At 69.1% G+C, this 16,077-nt stretch carries 10 protein-coding genes; 6 read left to right on the top strand and 4 right to left on the bottom strand.

From position 1 onward, the window contains the following. Positions 1 to 42: 42 nt before the first annotated feature. Positions 43 to 282, bottom strand: coding sequence for a hypothetical protein (locus ABZ848_RS17970; RefSeq protein WP_360832497.1), 240 nt, complete (start codon positions 280 to 282; stop codon positions 43 to 45). A 23-nt stretch (positions 283 to 305) separates the two neighbouring features. After that, the gene (locus tag ABZ848_RS17965; RefSeq protein WP_360832495.1) at positions 306 to 578 is read right to left on the bottom strand and encodes a hypothetical protein; all 273 of its coding nucleotides are present in this window, start codon (positions 576 to 578) and stop codon (positions 306 to 308) included. A 154-nt stretch (positions 579 to 732) separates the two neighbouring features. Here ABZ848_RS17965 and ABZ848_RS17960 point away from each other — a divergent pair, with 154 nt between their 5' ends. From ABZ848_RS17960 to ABZ848_RS17950, 3 genes are read left to right on the top strand one after another with little or no spacing between them, the layout of a single operon-like run. Then, on the top strand, positions 733 to 1,119 hold the full coding sequence (locus ABZ848_RS17960; protein WP_360832492.1) for a hypothetical protein: 387 nt from the start codon (positions 733 to 735) through the stop codon (positions 1,117 to 1,119). 57 nt (positions 1,120 to 1,176) lie between these two features. Next, a complete protein-coding gene (locus tag ABZ848_RS17955; protein WP_360832489.1) occupies positions 1,177 to 1,965 on the top strand; it encodes a nucleotidyltransferase domain-containing protein in 789 nt (262 codons plus the stop codon). 15 nt (positions 1,966 to 1,980) lie between these two features. After that, positions 1,981 to 3,021, top strand: coding sequence for a hypothetical protein (locus ABZ848_RS17950; protein WP_360832486.1), 1,041 nt, complete (start codon positions 1,981 to 1,983; stop codon positions 3,019 to 3,021). A 23-nt stretch (positions 3,022 to 3,044) separates the two neighbouring features. Here the strand turns inward: ABZ848_RS17950 and ABZ848_RS17945 are convergent, their stop codons facing one another. Further along, entirely contained in the window at positions 3,045 to 4,259 is a 1,215-nt protein-coding gene (locus tag ABZ848_RS17945) for a restriction endonuclease (RefSeq protein WP_360832483.1), read from the bottom strand. Continuing rightward, entirely contained in the window at positions 4,256 to 6,250 is a 1,995-nt protein-coding gene (locus ABZ848_RS17940) for an AAA family ATPase (RefSeq protein ID WP_360832480.1), read from the bottom strand. Before ABZ848_RS17940 ends, ABZ848_RS17945 begins: the two co-directional genes overlap by 4 nt. Before the next feature lie 214 nt (positions 6,251 to 6,464). Between ABZ848_RS17940 and ABZ848_RS17935 the strand changes: the two genes are divergently transcribed. The 3 genes from ABZ848_RS17935 to ABZ848_RS17925 all read left to right on the top strand — a co-directional run bounded on the left by ABZ848_RS17935 (position 6,465) and on the right by ABZ848_RS17925 (position 16,038). Beyond that, positions 6,465 to 7,607 carry a serine/threonine-protein kinase gene (locus ABZ848_RS17935; protein ID WP_360832477.1) on the top strand — a complete coding sequence of 381 codons (1,143 nt, stop codon included), beginning with the start codon at positions 6,465 to 6,467 and terminating at the stop codon, positions 7,605 to 7,607. A 102-nt stretch (positions 7,608 to 7,709) separates the two neighbouring features. Further along, positions 7,710 to 10,664: an SNF2-related protein gene (locus tag ABZ848_RS17930; protein ID WP_360832474.1), complete on the top strand. Its 2,955-nt coding sequence runs from the start codon at positions 7,710 to 7,712 to the stop codon at positions 10,662 to 10,664. 1 nt (position 10,665) lies between these two features. After that, positions 10,666 to 16,038: a DNA methyltransferase gene (locus ABZ848_RS17925; RefSeq protein ID WP_360832471.1), complete on the top strand. Its 5,373-nt coding sequence runs from the start codon at positions 10,666 to 10,668 to the stop codon at positions 16,036 to 16,038. Positions 16,039 to 16,077 lie beyond the last annotated feature (39 nt).

Below are 16,077 nucleotides of genomic sequence, written 5' to 3'. Positions count from 1 at the left end.
CTCCTTGGGCGGGCAGGGGGGTACTGGACGTAGGGCAACAACTCACCGATGGTCCGGTCCGCCGAACGAATCCGCATCCGAATTTCCGCGTTCCGCATCCGAATTCCCGTGTTCCGCGTCCGGATTTCCGTGTACGGGGTCCGGCACGCCGAGGGCCGACCGCCCGGCGTACGGACTCTCCACCCGCCAGCCGTCCTCCGCGGCCACCCGCTCGAAGATCCCGATCTTGTAGGCCAGCCCCTCCGGTTGCCCGATGTCGCACGACAGCCGGCCCTGGCCCATTCCTCCTCCCCTCTCGCCAACGGTCACCCGCGCGCGGCGAGGTGCAGTGCGAGCGTGGCGCGCGCGTACAGCCGTACGGCGTCGCGCTCGTCCGCCGTACGCCCGTACTGCTCGGTCTCCCGCAGCAGTAGCCGGCCGCCGGCCCGCCCGGCGACGAGGAGCGGGACCGCTTCCGCGTCCGGGCCGCGCGTCGAAAAGGTCAGTTGGTCGCCCGCCGCGCTCTCGCCGACCTCGTATCGCGGGAGATACGAGAGCCGGGCCAGCCCGAGCGCGTGCTTCCACGACGTGACCCACAACCCGCGGTTCAGGTAGGGCGGCGGATAACCATTCGACGGGTGCGCGCCTGACGGCCAGCCTTGCCTGCATGCGCACGAAGTACCTGGGACGTTTCACGGCCGCGGATTTCTAGCCGGGCCGCACGGGCACCGAGACCTCTGGGAGTCCTGAACGATGTCCGAGGAGGAGAGGGAGGCGGCGCGCAGGATCGTGGAGCACCTTGCCACCACGCCCCTGGACGCTCTGCTCTGGTTCACGGGCGTGGACTGGCCGGACTCCTGCATCCCCGTCGACGAACCTTTCGTAGCCGCCCTCTGCCCTCGCCGGACACCGCTCCCACCGCTCCACCCGGTCACCGTCATCGAGTCCCGTTACGGCGGCGCCTACGAACCCGGCGCCTGGCTGGCGTTCCCGGGCCCGCTCGACGCGCTGCCGGACGGGTGGGACGGGGAGGACGTGCCCTGCATGACGTTCTGGGCCGAGAACCCGGACGCGGCGGGAGGCGGGAGCACGCCGGCGGAGGCGTACGCGGCGCTCATGACCCGCCTGCTTGTTGAGTAAGAGCCACCTTCCGCCCCCGCCCATCCGACCACCACCCCCCCCGCAGGAGCCGCGCCCATGCCCGCCCTCACCGACCCGGCATTCCTCGACTCGACCGCCGACCGCCTCGCCGCCCTCCCCAGCGTCCAGGCCGTAGCCCTGGGCGGTTCCCGGGCCCAGGGCACTCACCGGCCCGACAGCGACTGGGACTTGGCGATCTACTACCGGGGCCGTTTCGATCCCGACGACCTCCGGGCCGTCGGTTGGGAGGGTGAGGTCTCGGAGGTCGGGGGCTGGGGCGGCGGTGTCTTCAACGGGGGCGCGTGGCTGACGATCGACGGGCGGCGCGTGGACGTGCACTACCGCGATCTCGACGTCGTGGAGCGGGAGTTGGGGGAGGCGGAGGAGGGGCGGTTCCGGGTGGAACCGCTGATGTTCCACCTCGCGGGGATCCCGACGTACCTGATCGCCGCGGAACTGGCGATCAACCGCACCCTCCGCGGCGACCTGCCCCGCCCAGCCACGTACCCGCAGAAGCTCCGCACCGCCGCCGCCACCCGCTGGCGCGGCACCGCCCACGCCACCCTCACCTACGCAAAGACCAACCACGCCCCGGCAGCCCGCCTCACGGAACTCGCCGGCGCGATCGCCACAGCCGCGGTCCAGACGGGGCACGCGGTGCTGGCGGGGCGGGGGGAGTGGGTGACGAACGAGAAACGACTGCTGGAGCGCGCGGGGCTGCGCGACGTGGACGACCTCCTCGCGTCCTTGTCGACGGACTCCAGCCCTGACACCCTCACGCGGCTGGTCACACGAGCCGAGGAACTCTTCGAAGCGGCCTGTGCGGGACAGGAGTTGCAGCTCTAAGTGAGAATGGAGCGCATGATCCGGGTTCTCATATCCCCGTCGTACGGCAGCTCCGAGACGCGGCGTCACTGGGCGGACACGGTCCAACGCGAAGTGGATTTCACCGTGCCTCGCTGCGACGCCCTGCTCACCCCCGAGCAGCGGGAAAGGCTCCGGGCTCTCCATCCCGAAGGCCGCGCCAGGTTCTGGGGCGCGACCCCCGCGCACGACAAGAAGTTCGCAGATGTCACCACAGGCGATGTCGTTCTTTTCACCGGCCAGAACCAGGTGCGGGCGATAGGCGAAGTGGGAGCGGTCTTCCGTAACCGCGCGGTCGCCGATCTGCTGTGGCCGCCGAAAGCGGGGGCGGCGGGCTGGCACACCGTCTACAGTCTCCTCGACCTGGTCCAGGCGGAGATCCCGTACGAGGAACTCAACGCGGTCATCGACTACAAGCCGACCTTCAGCTATCCGGGGCAGATGGTGCTCCGCGGCGACAAGGCACAGGCGGTCCTCGAAAACTTCATGATCACGCCTGGGGCGGCCGCCCCAGGGACAGCCGAGCAGATCGTGACGCCGGATCGGGATCCGGTGCGGATCGCCGCCATGGAAGAGCTCCGTACCAGCCGGACCGGGTACCGGCGAACCCGGCGCCTCATTGTCGTCGACCGCCGGGAAGCGCAACTCGTCCGTGAGTACCGCGAGTTTTTGGGCGAGCGCGGTCGGGCCGCCAGACGATTCTTCTGCCCGTCCGGCATCAGCGACATGTACCTCGAAGGAGCAGGCGGGACGGAAGTGATCGAGGCCAAGAGCGCTGCGGGGCACGGCCACGTACGACAGGCCCTAGCCCAACTCCTCGACTACGCCCCGCACAGCCCGTCTCCCGCGCAATGCCTCACCGCCCTTTTCCCCGAACTCCCGGAGCCTCAGGACATAGCGTTCCTGCACCGCTATGGCGTTGACTGCGTATACCGCGAACTGCCGGATGTTTTCCGCCGTTTGCCGGCGTCCGAACAGCGGCGGACTCTGATGAAAGGCATCTGGTCCGAGGGGGCGCCGGCGCTCGCGGCCGTGTGATGGCGAGAAGTGCCTGGTGCGGGTCATACAGGGCTACGGTCGGTGTCCTGAGCCGCGCATCCGGCGATACGCTCCACTGCCGCCAGGATGCGAGATGGTTCCTCATCGAGTTCCAATGAGTGCTGGTAGATCACAGTGCCGGTGCCGCGGACCGTGTGCCTCGCCTGCAGTTCATTCCCCCTGGCGTAGATCAGGTGTCCGGCAGGCAGGCCGAGTGCAGTGCAATACGCCAGCATTTGGTACAGGTCGGCCTCCGGAAATCCTTCCGGTCTCTGCGCCTTGTATTTCGCGTCAGCGACGGCGCTCGGTGTCCCGTCGTCCGAGTAGTGCAGCAGATCCGGCTTCAACAGGATCTCGCCACTCTCGTCCAGGTGATGCCGTGCCTGCGTGCGGCATGTACCGCCGTACGGGCGCAGCGCCTGAGTAAGAGCGGTGCAGACGAAGTCCTCGAAGACCTTCGCCAGGTCGAGGAGGAAGCCATCGATACGGACGTCACCGTATCGGTGCTCGACGGAGAAGCTGTCGAGGACCAGTTCAGCGAACCGGCAAGGTGCTTGGTAACGCGTGTTGAGGCGGTTGGGCTGCCATCTCGGCAGCGGGTGTCCGGGCACCAGAGGGCTGACTTCTGCGAGCCTGGTGCGCAGGCGCAGCAGCCGACGCCGTACAGGAACGGGAACTCCGGGCAGCCGCAGCAGCCGCTCGGTTCCGGCGAGGAGCAGCTGATTCTCCGGGATGTCGGTGCTGAACTCGTCGTAGCCCACTTCCACGGGTAGTGGAATGCCATGGTGGCGCCGCATCTGCTCGGCGGTGCGAATGCGTCCGCGTACGACGGGAAGCGCGTCCTCGACTGCGTGGTAGCCCTGCAACAGCCCCTGCCGCAGGGCACGGTCGGCGAGCCGCTCGAAGACGTGGGCGACGGCCGGCACGACTCCCTCGTGTGCGCCGGTGGCCACGAGGTCCTCCTCGGCTCGCCAACCGCGTGTCGGGTCGGCCGTGTACCCGAGGAGGAAGAACAGGCGTCTGATCGGGATCTTTGGCGTTATGGACACCTCCACTCCGGCGATCTGTACCGCCCCGACCTTGGCCAGCGCCCGTACCTCCCAGTGGGTCGGATCGAAGGCGTCGGGCCGCGCCTCGACGACCCCTGATTTCGCGAGCAGTTGTCCGGTCGAGGGGGATAGCCGGGCAGGGACCCAGCGGCCGTGTTCCGTAAGTTCGAGGCGCTCGGTGAAACTCACCGCGCCGCCTCGGTCGCCGTCGCGGCGGCACGACGGATCGCCGCGAGGCCGTAGCGCTGACCGACATCCGTGCCATCGCCGTAGTGGTGCTCTTCGAGAAGAGGCAGGATCGCGGTGCGCCACACCCGTTCGAGACCGCCGTCGCGGTAGACCGAGGCGTGCATGAGGTACGAAGGGCCGAGCTTGAACTCCTTGTCCTCGATACGGGAGTTGAGGGTGCGGTGGAGCAACGCCACGTCCTCCTCGAAGTCCGGATGCTCTCTGGCGATCCAGGATGCGAGCAGCTCGCGCGTCGGAGAATCGTCCGGGTGGAGCGGGAGGAACGCGAAACGGCGGCGCATCGCGGCGTCGACCAGCGCGATGGACCGGTCTGCGGTGTTCATGGTGCCGATGACGAAGACGTTGGACGGCATCGTGAATTCACCCGAGTACTGCAGGTCCACCGTTCGCCTGCGGTACTCGAGAACGAAGTAGAGCTCGCCGAACACCTTCGCCAGGTTGGCCCGGTTGATCTCGTCGATGACGAAGAAGTGAGGGGTGGTCGGATTCGCCCTGGCCGTTTCGACGAGGTTGAGAAAGGGGCCGTTGCGCAGTTCGAATCCGAGTGAGCCCTGGGTCGTGTCTCCCGCGGAGTGCTGGACGGGCCGATAGCCCTGGATGAAATCCTCATAGGCGTACGACGGATGGAACTGCACCAGCTTCACCGCGCGCCGGTCACCTGCCAGATGCTCGGCGATGTGCAGGGCGAGGAACGTCTTTCCGGTCCCGGGAGGGCCGTAGAAGATCAACTGCTTGCGCTCGGCGAGGAGTTCGGACACTTCATCCAACCACTCCATGGGCACGAGAAGTTCCTCGGAAAGGGCCTGGGTGGGCCGGGGCAGGGTGACGCTGGGGGTCTGCAGAGGCTTGGGTGCCTCCTCCTCCGGGCCGACGTCGGCGGCATCGGCGAGGGCCCGGACCTTGTCGAGCAACTGGGTCAGGTCCACGACGTCGTGCTCGCTGGAGAGCTGGGCCTGCAACTCCTCCGGCAACGCCTTCTCGTCGAAGGGAACGGTGAGCCACTGGACGGGGCGACGCAGCCGGTTGCCTTTCTCGGCATGATGCTCGACTTCCGCGTCGCCCGTGACGGTACCCAGCCAGAGCTTGCCCTCGCCGGCCACGGCTACATGGTCGTCCGGACGTACGAGATTGAGGAATCGGTCGAAGTCTTCGGCCAGACGGGCACGTTGCTGCTTCGAGCGAATGCGCGCGTACCGGTTCTCCACGACGACGGCCAGTTCCTCAGGCGAGGTGGTACCGGGCAGTTCGTCCAGATCGGCGGAGAGTGAGCAGAAGCCCTCGTCGAGCCATTCCTGAACTTGCTCAGCGGCCGACGAGGCGTCCGCGCTGATCAGCCAGGCGCTCTGACCACTGCCGCGCCGCGCGCTCTCCGCCGCCAGCAGTTGCTTCAGGTCCGCGACGGCGACCTCCGTGCCCCAGCTGCCGGAACCCTCGGTAGCTCCTTCACTGCGGAAATGGCCCGCATACTCTGCCACTTCACGATCGTTCGCGTGGATCTCCTCCGGTACGCGGCCGTCCTCGTCCAGCACCCGGTACCAGCCCTTGGGACGCGTCCCCCACAACCAGGCGGCGAACAGGGACCGGTCCAGCCCGGTCTCGGCGGCCAGGTCCCCGAGCGCCACCCAGTGCCCCGGACGGACGGCTCCGCACAATCGGGCGGCGTACGCGTAGCCGGCCCGATGCGACTGCCAGTAAGAGAACGCCTGCCTCGGAACCTCGTGGAAGGCCAGAGGGTCGGCGCGGGCAGCCAACTGGTACCGCGCGAGATTGGTGGCCGACCAGATGCCGTTGCGCTTGACGATCAACCCCGCGTACACGCAGTCGGACGTCTGCCACATCCAGGTGTTCTGCCCCTTGGTCTCGTTCGCGGCCTCCCGTATCTCCGTCTCGTCCGGATCAAGCGGAAACTCGGCGACGACGCGCTGCCACAACTCGCTGAAGTGCAGACCGCCCTCCTCCGCCGCGAGGATCTCCATCGCCCGCCGCAGACGCGGCTTGGAGCGGGACAGCAGAGTGGGCGGTGTGCTCAACGACGGGCTCCTCGTGCGCTGCGGACGGATGGGAGGGTGTTCCCTCTCATCTCACTAGACTGCACGATGAGGTGTGACAGGAGTTCGCTACTCGACATGGGGAGGCCCACGGCCAGTGGAACCACTGCAGGACGACGACCCGGCGGAGATCGGCGGATACACGCTGCGGGCCCGGATCGGTGCCGGCGGCATGGGACAGGTCTACCTCGGCGAGTCGACCGGTGGCCATCTGGTCGCGGTGAAGGTGATCAAGCCGTCCGTCCTCGACGAGGAGACGCGTGCGCGGTTCGTCGTCGAGGTCGACAACCTCAAGACGGTGTACGGCAACTGCGTCGCGCAGTTCGAAGGAGCGGACCCCCACGCCGAGCGGCCGTGGCTCGCGGTCGACTACGTCCACGGTCCCGACCTGCGGTCCTTCATCACGGACAACGGCCCCCTGCCCCTCGCCGAGACGGCCAGCCTCGGCGCCCTGCTCGCGGAAGGGCTGAACACCGTCCACGGCGCCGGGCTCCTGCACCGCGACCTGAAACCGCAGAACATCCTGCTGTCCGAGCGCGGGCCCAAGCTCATCGACTTCGGACTCGCCGTCCTCGCCGAGCGCCGCACCCAGCTGACCGCCACCGGCTTCGTCGTCGGCTCGGTGCTGTGCATGCCGCCCGAACAGGCCCGGGGCGAACACGGGCTGAAGCGCTCCGCCGACGTGTACGCACTGGGCGCCGTCCTGCTGTACGCCGCCACCGGCCACTACCCCTACACGGGCGACACCTGGCAGGCGGTCGCCCTGCGCATCGACGACCCGGACACCCCGCCCGACCTGGGCGGCCTGCCGCCGGAGCTGCGGCCGGTGATCGAGGAGATGCTCGCCCACGCCCCCTCGGACCGTCCCCCGCTGGGCGCGGTCACCCGACGGCTCGCGGACGTCATGCGCGGGTGCGGGCTGGGACCGTTGCAGGCCAGGCGGCGACTGGAGGGGTTGACGCCGTTCGTGCCGCTGCCCGACTTCCCGCCCCTGCCTCCACGCCCCGACGAAACCGATGAGGTCTACGACCCCGCTGTCGTCGACCCCGCCGCCGCCGAGGACGACGAGCCCGCCCCCGCGGACCGCCGGCCGGAGCCGGACGAGGACCAGGCCGAGCCCGCGGGCCCCTCACGGGACTCGCTCGGCCGCCTCTCCACCCCGCTGCGGATCGCCGAAAAGCTCCGCGCTGCCTACGCGCGCGACGCCCCTTTCGTGCCCAAAGTCCGAACGAGAACCTGACGCGGACCGGCAACTCCCACACGACCCCTCCGCCCCCGCTCCACCCCGTGAAAGACTCTGCACGGTAAGCAACGGAACACGCAGGCCACGGAGGAACTACGGGTGGCAGACCAGGGGAACGCCCGCACCCAGGGCGAGGGGGAGACCAGGTACCCACCGGGCGCACAGATCCTCGTCCGCGACGAGGAGTGGCTCGTCAAGCAGGTCAAGCCCGCGACCCCCGACGGGGATCTGATCGAGGCCGTCGGAGTCTCGGAGTTCGTACGGGACGAGGAGGCCGTCTTCTTCACGAGGATCGACCAGGTGGACCTCCTCGATCCGGAGGACACCCGCCTGGTACCCGACACCTCCTCCTACTTCCGCCGCAGTCGCCTCTTCCTCGAAGCCGTCCTGCGCAAGACGCCTCTTCCACAGGCTGAGCGCGGCCTCGCCCTGGCCGACGGCTTCCTCCTCGATCCGCTCGTCTACCAGCAGCGTCCGGCCGAGCTGGCGCTGTCCATGCGCAACCTCCAGCCCCGCATCCTGATCGCGGATGTCGTCGGCCTCGGCAAGACGCTGGAGATCGGCCTGCTGCTCGCCGAGCTGGTCCGCCGCGGCCGGGGCGAGCGCATCCTGGTGGTGACCCCGCAGGCCGTTCTGGAGCAGTTCCAGCGCGAGCTGTGGACCCGTTTCTCGATCCCCCTCGTACGACTGGACTCGCTCGGCATCCAGCGCATCCAGCGCGAGATCCCGGCCGGCCGCAACCCGTTCACGCACTACAAGCGCGTGATCATCTCCGTGGACACGCTGAAGAACATCGGCCAGTACCGTCACCACCTGGAGCGCATCGAGTGGGACGCGGTGGTCATCGACGAGTCTCACAACCTGATCAATCCCGGGAGTCAGCGCCGCGCCCTCGCCGACATCCTCGCGCCCCGCACCGACGCGCTGGTGCTGGCCAGCGCCACCCCGCACAACGGCGACAAGCGCTCCTTCGCCGACCTGATCTCCCTGCTGGACCCGGCCGCGATCGTCAACCCCGACCACTACGACCCGGAGAAGGACCTCGGCCATCTCTTCATCCGCCGTACGAAGATCAGCCCCGAGGTCCGTGACGAACTGGGCGAGGAATGGGCGGACCGTGGTCCCACCCGGTCCCTGCACTGCCGGGCCACCGACGCCGAGGAGCGAATCTTCGCGGAGCTGACCGAACACTGGCTGCCGGCCGCGTCGACGAGCGTCGCATTCGGTACGGCGGACCAGGAGAGGCGTTCCGTCAGCACCGACCGGCTCTTCTCCTTCAACCTGCTGAAGACCTTCCTGTCCTCCCACGTGGCCCTCAAGGAGACCATCGTCACCAGGGAGAAGACCCTCGCCAAGCGGGACGGCGAAGACCCGGCCGTCGTGCGCGAGCGGCAGGCCCTCGCACGGCTGCGTGCGCTGACCGAGTCGATCGGCGACGGCGGTGCTCCCGGCGACTCCGCCAAGCTGGACAAACTGGTGGAACAGCTGAAGGAGATCGGTGTCGGCCCCGGCAGCGACAAGCGGGCGGTCGTCTTCTCCGAGCGCGTCCAGACCCTCAAGTGGCTCGCGAAGGTCGTCCCGCCCCGCCTCGGCTTCCCGCCGCAGGAGGCCACGGAGAAGGCGACGGCCGTCCGTCTCATGCACGGCGGTCTGAGCGACGACGAGCAGCAGAAGGTCATCATCGCCTTCGGCCTCGCGGAGAACCCGGTACGGCTGCTGTTCACGGGCGACGTCGCCTCCGAGGGCGTCAACCTGCACAGCCAGTGCCACGACCTGGTCCACTACGACATCCCCTGGTCGCTGATCCGCATCGAGCAGCGCAACGGCCGCATCGACCGCTACGGCCAGCACCACGAGCCCCGCTTCCGCGCCCTGATCCTCACCTCCGCCACCCCCGGCGCCAAGGACGACCGTACGGTTGCCGAGAAGCTGCTCCAGCGCGAGGAGGAGGCCCACAAGCTCAACGGCACCGCCGAGGCGGAGACCGGCTACTACCGGGCCGAGGAGGAGGAGCGCAGGCTGATCCGTGAACTCGTCGAGGGCGGGACGGTCGAGAACTTCCTCGACACGGCTCCGGGCGCCGAGGACGACGGCTTCCTCGCGGACCTCTTCGGTCAGGTGGACGCCGTCACCGAGCACGAGGTGCCCGCGCGCGCCGAGGTGCCGAGCCTCTTCGGCGGCGACACGGCGAAGTTCGTGGACGCGGCACTGTCCGAGTTGTACGAGGACCGTGCCGAGGACCTGATCGGCCTGTCCCGTGCCAAGGACCTCAAGACCGAGCGGGGTGGCGAGTACCTCGCCCTGTCCCCGGCCAAGGCCCCCGATCTGCTGCATCGCCTCAAGGCGCTGCCGCCCTCATACCTCAAGGAGCAGGGCGTGGCCGAGCGGATGCTGGTCACCTTCGACCGCGCCCTCGCCCGGCGGAAGCTGAAGGACGCCCAGAACAGCCGGGACACCAACTGGCCGGAGGTCTCCTTCCTCACCGACATCCATCCGATGGTGGAGTGGCTGACCGACAAGGTGCTCGTGCAGTTCGGCCGGCAGGAGGCGCCGGTCATCGCCTCCCCGTACGTCCGTCATCCCACGTTCCTCGTGCAGGGCATCTACTCCAACGCCCTCGGCCGCCCCACGGTGGTGCGGTGGATGGCGGTGACCGGACTGCCCAGCACCCCTCTGGTCGGCTCCCTGTCCGCCGCTCTGGAGGCGGCCAGAGTCGGCCCCCGGCTCGCGGTGACAGGCGGACCCAGGGACATAGAGGGCCTCAACTCCCTTGTTCCCGCAGCGGTTTCGGTGGCCCGCGATCATCTGGAGCGATCCCGGAAGGCGTGGGACGACCTCATCGAGGAGCCGCTCGCCGAGTACCGCAAGCAGCTGACCGTGTGGCACCAGGACTCTCTCCCGGGAGTCAGCGGCCGCCGGCGGCGGCAGATCGAGGAGACCGCGAGGAAACAGTCGGATCTCCTCAGCCAGCTGCAGACGACCGGCCGGCCTCTGCTGCGGGTCCTGGCCGTCCTCGACAAACCGGCCCGTCCGGCGACCCACGCGGAGAACTGACGTGACGTACGACTCGCTGGTCAACCACGGCGACTACCTCTCGGCGCACTACCTCGCCGAGGTCCTGCCCAAGGACCTCAAGGCCAAGGACGGCCTGCTGGCCCGCTGGGCGGCGGCGGAGGAGGCCGAGCGCCGCCGGTACAAGGACGCCGTCGCGGACGCCGAGCGCGTGGGCGAGGACCCGGCGACGGTCCCGCCTCGTGCGCGCACGCCCCGCGAGGGCCTGCGCGCCCTGCACGGCCCGTACTTCGCCCATCGGGCCGCGCTGGCGCAGGACGCCCCGTCGACCGCCGACCCGGACGCGCTCGTCCCGGTCAACTGGGCGAAGCGGCTCACCGACCTCCAGCTCGCCACCCTGCACTCCCTCGGCTTCGCCCAGGCCCACGAACAGACGATCACCGTGCACCGCTCGGGCCGCGAGTACCCGGTCCAGGTCCTGCATCACGAGCCTGGACTGGTCACCGCGGTCTCCTGCGGCTGGGCCACCGCCCCGGACGCGGCCCTGGACCCGGACGGCCCCGGCCGTCTGCTCCACCCCGTCCAGCTGGAGGCGTCGGCCCGCATCACGGACGGCAAGGCGCTCACCGACTTCCTCCTCGAATGCGACGAACCCCCGCGCTACGTCCTGCTGTTGGTGGGCGGTGTGGTGGTCATGGCCGACCGGATGTCCTGGCACGACGGCCGCTACCTCGCCGTCAGCCTCGACGTCGCGCTCGACCGACGCGACGACCGCACGGGCGGCGAACTCGACACCGTCGCCGCCCTGTTCGGCGCCGACTCGATGCGCCCGCCGACGGAAGGCGGCACGGCGCCCCTGGCGGACTTCGTCGACAGGTCCGGCAAGCACGCGGTCGGTGTCTCCACCGAACTCCGCGAGGGGCTACGGCAGTCGGTGGAGTGGATCGCCAACGAGGTGCTCGCGAGACTGCGCGAACAGGGCGTCACCCCGGACCAGTTGGACGACCCGGCCCGCCTCGCCAAACGCCTGGGCCGCGAGTCGCTGCGCTACCTCTACCGGATCCTGTTCCTCCTCTACGCCGAGGCCCAGCCGACGCTCGGCATCCTGCCGTCGGCCTACCCCGAGTACAACCAGGGATACGGTCTCCAGCGCCTCGGCGACCTCGTCGTACGCGACCTGATCGGGGAGCGCTCCCGGCAGGGTTTCCACTTGTACGAGTCCCTCGACCTGCTCTTCCGCAAGGTGCAGGAGGGCCACCGTGAGCGCGGCAGCGAGCCGGCGGACCGGGCCGCCGAGGTGGCCGACCGCGAGGCGATCGAGGCCGAGGAGGAGGCCGCCCATCTGCTCGCCGAGGGCGCCATCTCCCGCCGGGAGCACGACGAGCGGGCGCGGGAGGCCGCCCGGCACCGGCGCGCCGCCGAGCTGAGCGCGGACGTGGGGCTGCGCTTCGAACCGCTGCGCTCGGAACTCTTCAGGGACGGCTCGGTCGACCTCATCGGGCGGGGCCGTCACGACACCCGGCTGCGCAACGAGACCCTCCACCGTGTGCTGCGCGCCCTGATGCTGACCAAGGGCAAGGGGCGGGAGCGCGGCGGCTTCATCTCCTACGCCCAACTCGGCATCAACCAACTCGGCGCGGTCTACGAGGGATTGATGTCCTACACCGGCTTCATCGCCGAGGAGGACCTGTACGAGGTGGCCAAGGGCGGGGATCCGTCCGGCGGCAGCTGGATGATCCCCGCGTCCAAGGTGCAGAACTACCCGGACGACGTGTTCGTGCAGCGCGAGGACAAGGAGACGGGGGTGCTGCGGCGGGCCTCGTATCCCCGGGGTACGTTCGTCTACCGCCTCGCGGGCCGTGACCGGCAGACCTCGGCGTCGTACTACACCCCGCCGTCCCTCACCAAGGTCACCGTCGAGCTGGCGCTGAAACATCGCATCACAGCGGAGACGACGGCCCGGGATCTGCTGAGCTGGAAGGTCTGCGAACCCGCCCTCGGCTCCGGCGCGTTCCTCAACGAGGCGATCGACCAGCTCGCGGAGGAGTATCTGCGGCGCCGGGAAGCGGAGGTGGGCCGGCGCGTCGATCCCGAGCAGCGGCCGGTCGAGCTGCAGAAGGCCAAGGCCTACATCGCCCTGCACAACGCCTACGGCGTCGACCTCAACGCCACCGCCGTGGAACTGGCCGAGGTGTCCCTGTGGCTCAACACCATGCATCCCGGTATGCAGGCGCCCTGGTTCGGCCTGCACCTGCGGCGCGGCAACTCGCTGATCGGGGCGAGCCGCAAGGTGTACGCGGCGGAGGATCTGCCCCAGGGGGCGTGGCTCGCGAAGAAGGATCCACTCGCGCCGCGCGATCTGCCGTTCCGGGACGGGGAGTTGCCCGAGGGGGCGGTCCACCAGTTCCTGCTGCCGGCGGTCGGGTGGGGCGCGGTGGCGTCCGAGCCGGAGGCCAAGAAGCTCGCGGAGGCCGAGGCTTCCGCTCTGGCACGCTGGCGCAGAGGCATCCAGAAGGCACCGAAGAAGAAGACCGACCTGCGCAAGCTGCAAGGGTTCGCCCGCCGGGCCGAGTTCCTGTGGGGCCTGGTCGCCAAGCGGCTCGAACTCTCCGAGCGGAAGGTCGCGCGACGGATCGACGTCTGGGAGGCGGACTGGCTGAAGGAGCGGCCGGTGGAGGCGCTCGACCGGCAGCAGATCCTCGACGACCTGACGGCCACGGGGACGCCGTACTGGCGACTGAAGACGGTCATGGACACGTGGTGCGCGCTGTGGTTCTGGCCGCTGGACAAGGTGGGGTGGCTGGACGGCACGGAGCGGGTGTACGAGACCGGGGGCGCGCTCGTCGGGGAGAGCGATCTGGGTCGGCTGGGCGTGTTCGTGACGGAGAGCGAGGGTGCGGCTCCTGAGCCGTCCGAAGGGCCCGCCCCCGGGGATCTCGCCTGGGAGGCGGCGGGGCTCTTCGACGATCCGGACGGGGAGCAGGAGGCGTTGGGGGTCGCGGACCTGGCGGCCGGACTGGATGACGGGCGCAAGCGGCAGGCGAAGGGGCGCAAGTACCGGATCGCGGAGGGCCGTTGGCCGCAGTGCGTTCCACTCAGGACGCTGGACGACTGGATCATCTTCCTGGAGTGTCTGCTCGGGACGGAGGATGTCGGCGAGAACACGTTCCTGGACGGTCTGGACAAGCTGCCCGTCGATGAGGCGCTCGCCGAGTTGAAGACGTACGAGCGGGACATCCACACGCAGATGGGCATGGACCGGCCCGCCGAGATTCCGTTCCGGTTCCCGTGGCTGGGGGCGGTGGCGGAGATCGCCGGGCCCACGGAGAAGGAGATACAGGCCGAGGACGGGCAGGGGTTCTTCCACTGGGAGCTGCACTTCGCGCATGTGTTCCGGGGGCCAGGGGGTGGGTTCGACCTCCAGGTGGGGAATCCGCCGTGGGTGCGGCCCGAGTGGGTGGAGAATCAAGTCCTCGCCGAACTGGACCCGTGGTTCATGCTCACGGAGAAACCGGCGGCGGACGTCCGGCAGCGGCGGAAGGACGAGTTGCTGGGGGACCCGGACGCACGGGGGTACTACCTGGGTGAACTGGCCGGGGTGAGCGGGATCTCGGCGATGCTGGGGTCGCCGGTCGCCTTTCCGGTGCTGGCGGGCACCCGCCCCGACCTGTACCGGGCCTTCATGTGCCGGGCGTGGGGCAACGCCGGGGGCGAGGGCATCGCCGGTCTCATTCATCCGGACACCCACTTCGGCGGCGTGAAGGAAGGACGACTGCGTGGGGCCGCCTACCGGCACCTGCGGCTGCACGCGGGCTTCATCAACGTCGGGAACTGGGCCTTCGAAGCCAGCCGGAACACTGAGTTCGGCGTGCACATCTACGGCCGTGCGCGGGACGCCATCCGCTTCGACAACCTCAGCCGCCTCTACGGGGTCGAGCCTCTCGCGGCTTCACTGGACCACGACGGCGAGGGCGAGGTTCCGGGGATGCGGTACGCCGGGGGCTGGGATCTCCGCGCCCACCGGGCACGCGTGATCGAGGTCGACGAGGCCACGCTGGCCGAGTGGCGTCGGCTGACCGGTGAGACGGAAGTCCCTTCCCAGCAGGCGGCTTTGCTACAGCCGACGACCACCGCAGAGCAGGGAGCCATCGAGGCGCTGTCCGCCGTGACCGACCGCCTGGGCGAACGCCCGCGGATCAGCCAGGGCTACAACGAGACCAATGGCAAGAAGGACGGCCTCATCAGCTGGCAGGCCACCCAGCCCGCCACCCTCTCCGAACTGGTCCTCCAGGGCCCCCACTTCGGCATCGCCACCCCCTTCAGCAAGCACCCGAAGGTGCCGTGCCGGGGCAACCACGACTGGACGAGCTACGACCTGACCGACCTGCCCGCCGACGTCGTACCGCGCACGAACTACGCGCGGCCCGCGAGCTGTTCGTTGCGGCGGTACGAGGGCGAGCAGAGCGCTTGGCTGGATCACACGCGGTTGAGGGTCGACTGGGAACCCGGTCCTGAGGAGTGGGAGAACCGTGCGCAGGTACTGACCGAGGAGGAGCAGGAGCTCACCGAGGACGAGCAGGAGGACCTGCTGCGCCAACGGCTGTGGCTCTTCCGGTCATACACCCGGTTCTACAGGCTTGCCTGGCGGGTCATGATTCCCTTCAACACGGAACGCAGCCTGTTTGCGGCCCTCCTCCCACCGGGACCGGCACATGTCGATGCCGTTGCTTCCATGGCGCTGTCATCCAACCGGGAGACAGCTCTCAACGCAGGATTCTGGGCGTCGCTTCCTTTTGACTACCTGCTGCGCATTACTGGCCGTACGCATCTTCGTGTCGCCGAAGCCAAGAAAATGCCCTACGCCGACCCCACCCACCCCCTCGCCACCCCCCTCCTCCTCCGCACCCTCCGCCTCAACTGCCTGACCACCGCCTACGCCCCCCTCTGGAAGGAGCTCTACGACGAGACCTGGACGGAGACCGAGGACTGGGCCGTGGAGTGGCCCCGTCTTGCTCCACTGACCGGACACCTCACCTCCGACTGGGCGTACGACACCCCGCTCCGGACCGAGTACGAACGCCGGGCCGCGCTGGTCGAGTTGGACGCCCTGGTCGCCGTATGGCTGGGGATGGGCGCGGACGAACTGGTCGCCGTCCTCAAGGCCCGGTACGCGATCCTTGCGGACCGGGAGTCGGAGATGTGGTTCGACTCGGCGGGGCGACAGCTGGCGAAGGACCCCTACGCGTTCGGGCACGGCCAGACCAAGGAGCACTTCGAGCACTTCACGGCGTTCGAGGAGAAGGAGCGTAAGGAGCCTCCCCAGGGCTACACCGCGCCCTTCTACAAGGCTGAGCGCGAAGACGAGATGCGCGCAGCGCACGCCCACTTCACGGCACTGCTCAAGAAGGCCGACTGAACGACCGTGCCCCGCACCGGAGTTGATCCGGTGCGGGGC

This window comes from Streptomyces sp. NPDC047081, assembly GCF_040643775.1.
Lineage (GTDB): Bacteria > Actinomycetota > Actinomycetes > Streptomycetales > Streptomycetaceae > Streptomyces.
This window is presented reverse-complemented; position numbering and strand designations above follow the sequence as displayed.

Bases quoted from the DNA above. Each gene is read 5' to 3' on its own strand.
- ABZ848_RS17955 (WP_360832489.1), top strand. From the start codon at position 1,177: ATGCCCGCCCTCACCGACCCGGCATTCCTCGACTCGACCGCCGACCGC.
- ABZ848_RS17960 (WP_360832492.1), top strand. From the start codon at position 733: ATGTCCGAGGAGGAGAGGGAGGCGGCGCGCAGGATCGTGGAGCACCTT.
- ABZ848_RS17970 (WP_360832497.1), bottom strand. From the start codon at position 282: ATGGGCCAGGGCCGGCTGTCGTGCGACATCGGGCAACCGGAGGGGCTG.
- ABZ848_RS17950 (WP_360832486.1), top strand. From the start codon at position 1,981: ATGATCCGGGTTCTCATATCCCCGTCGTACGGCAGCTCCGAGACGCGG.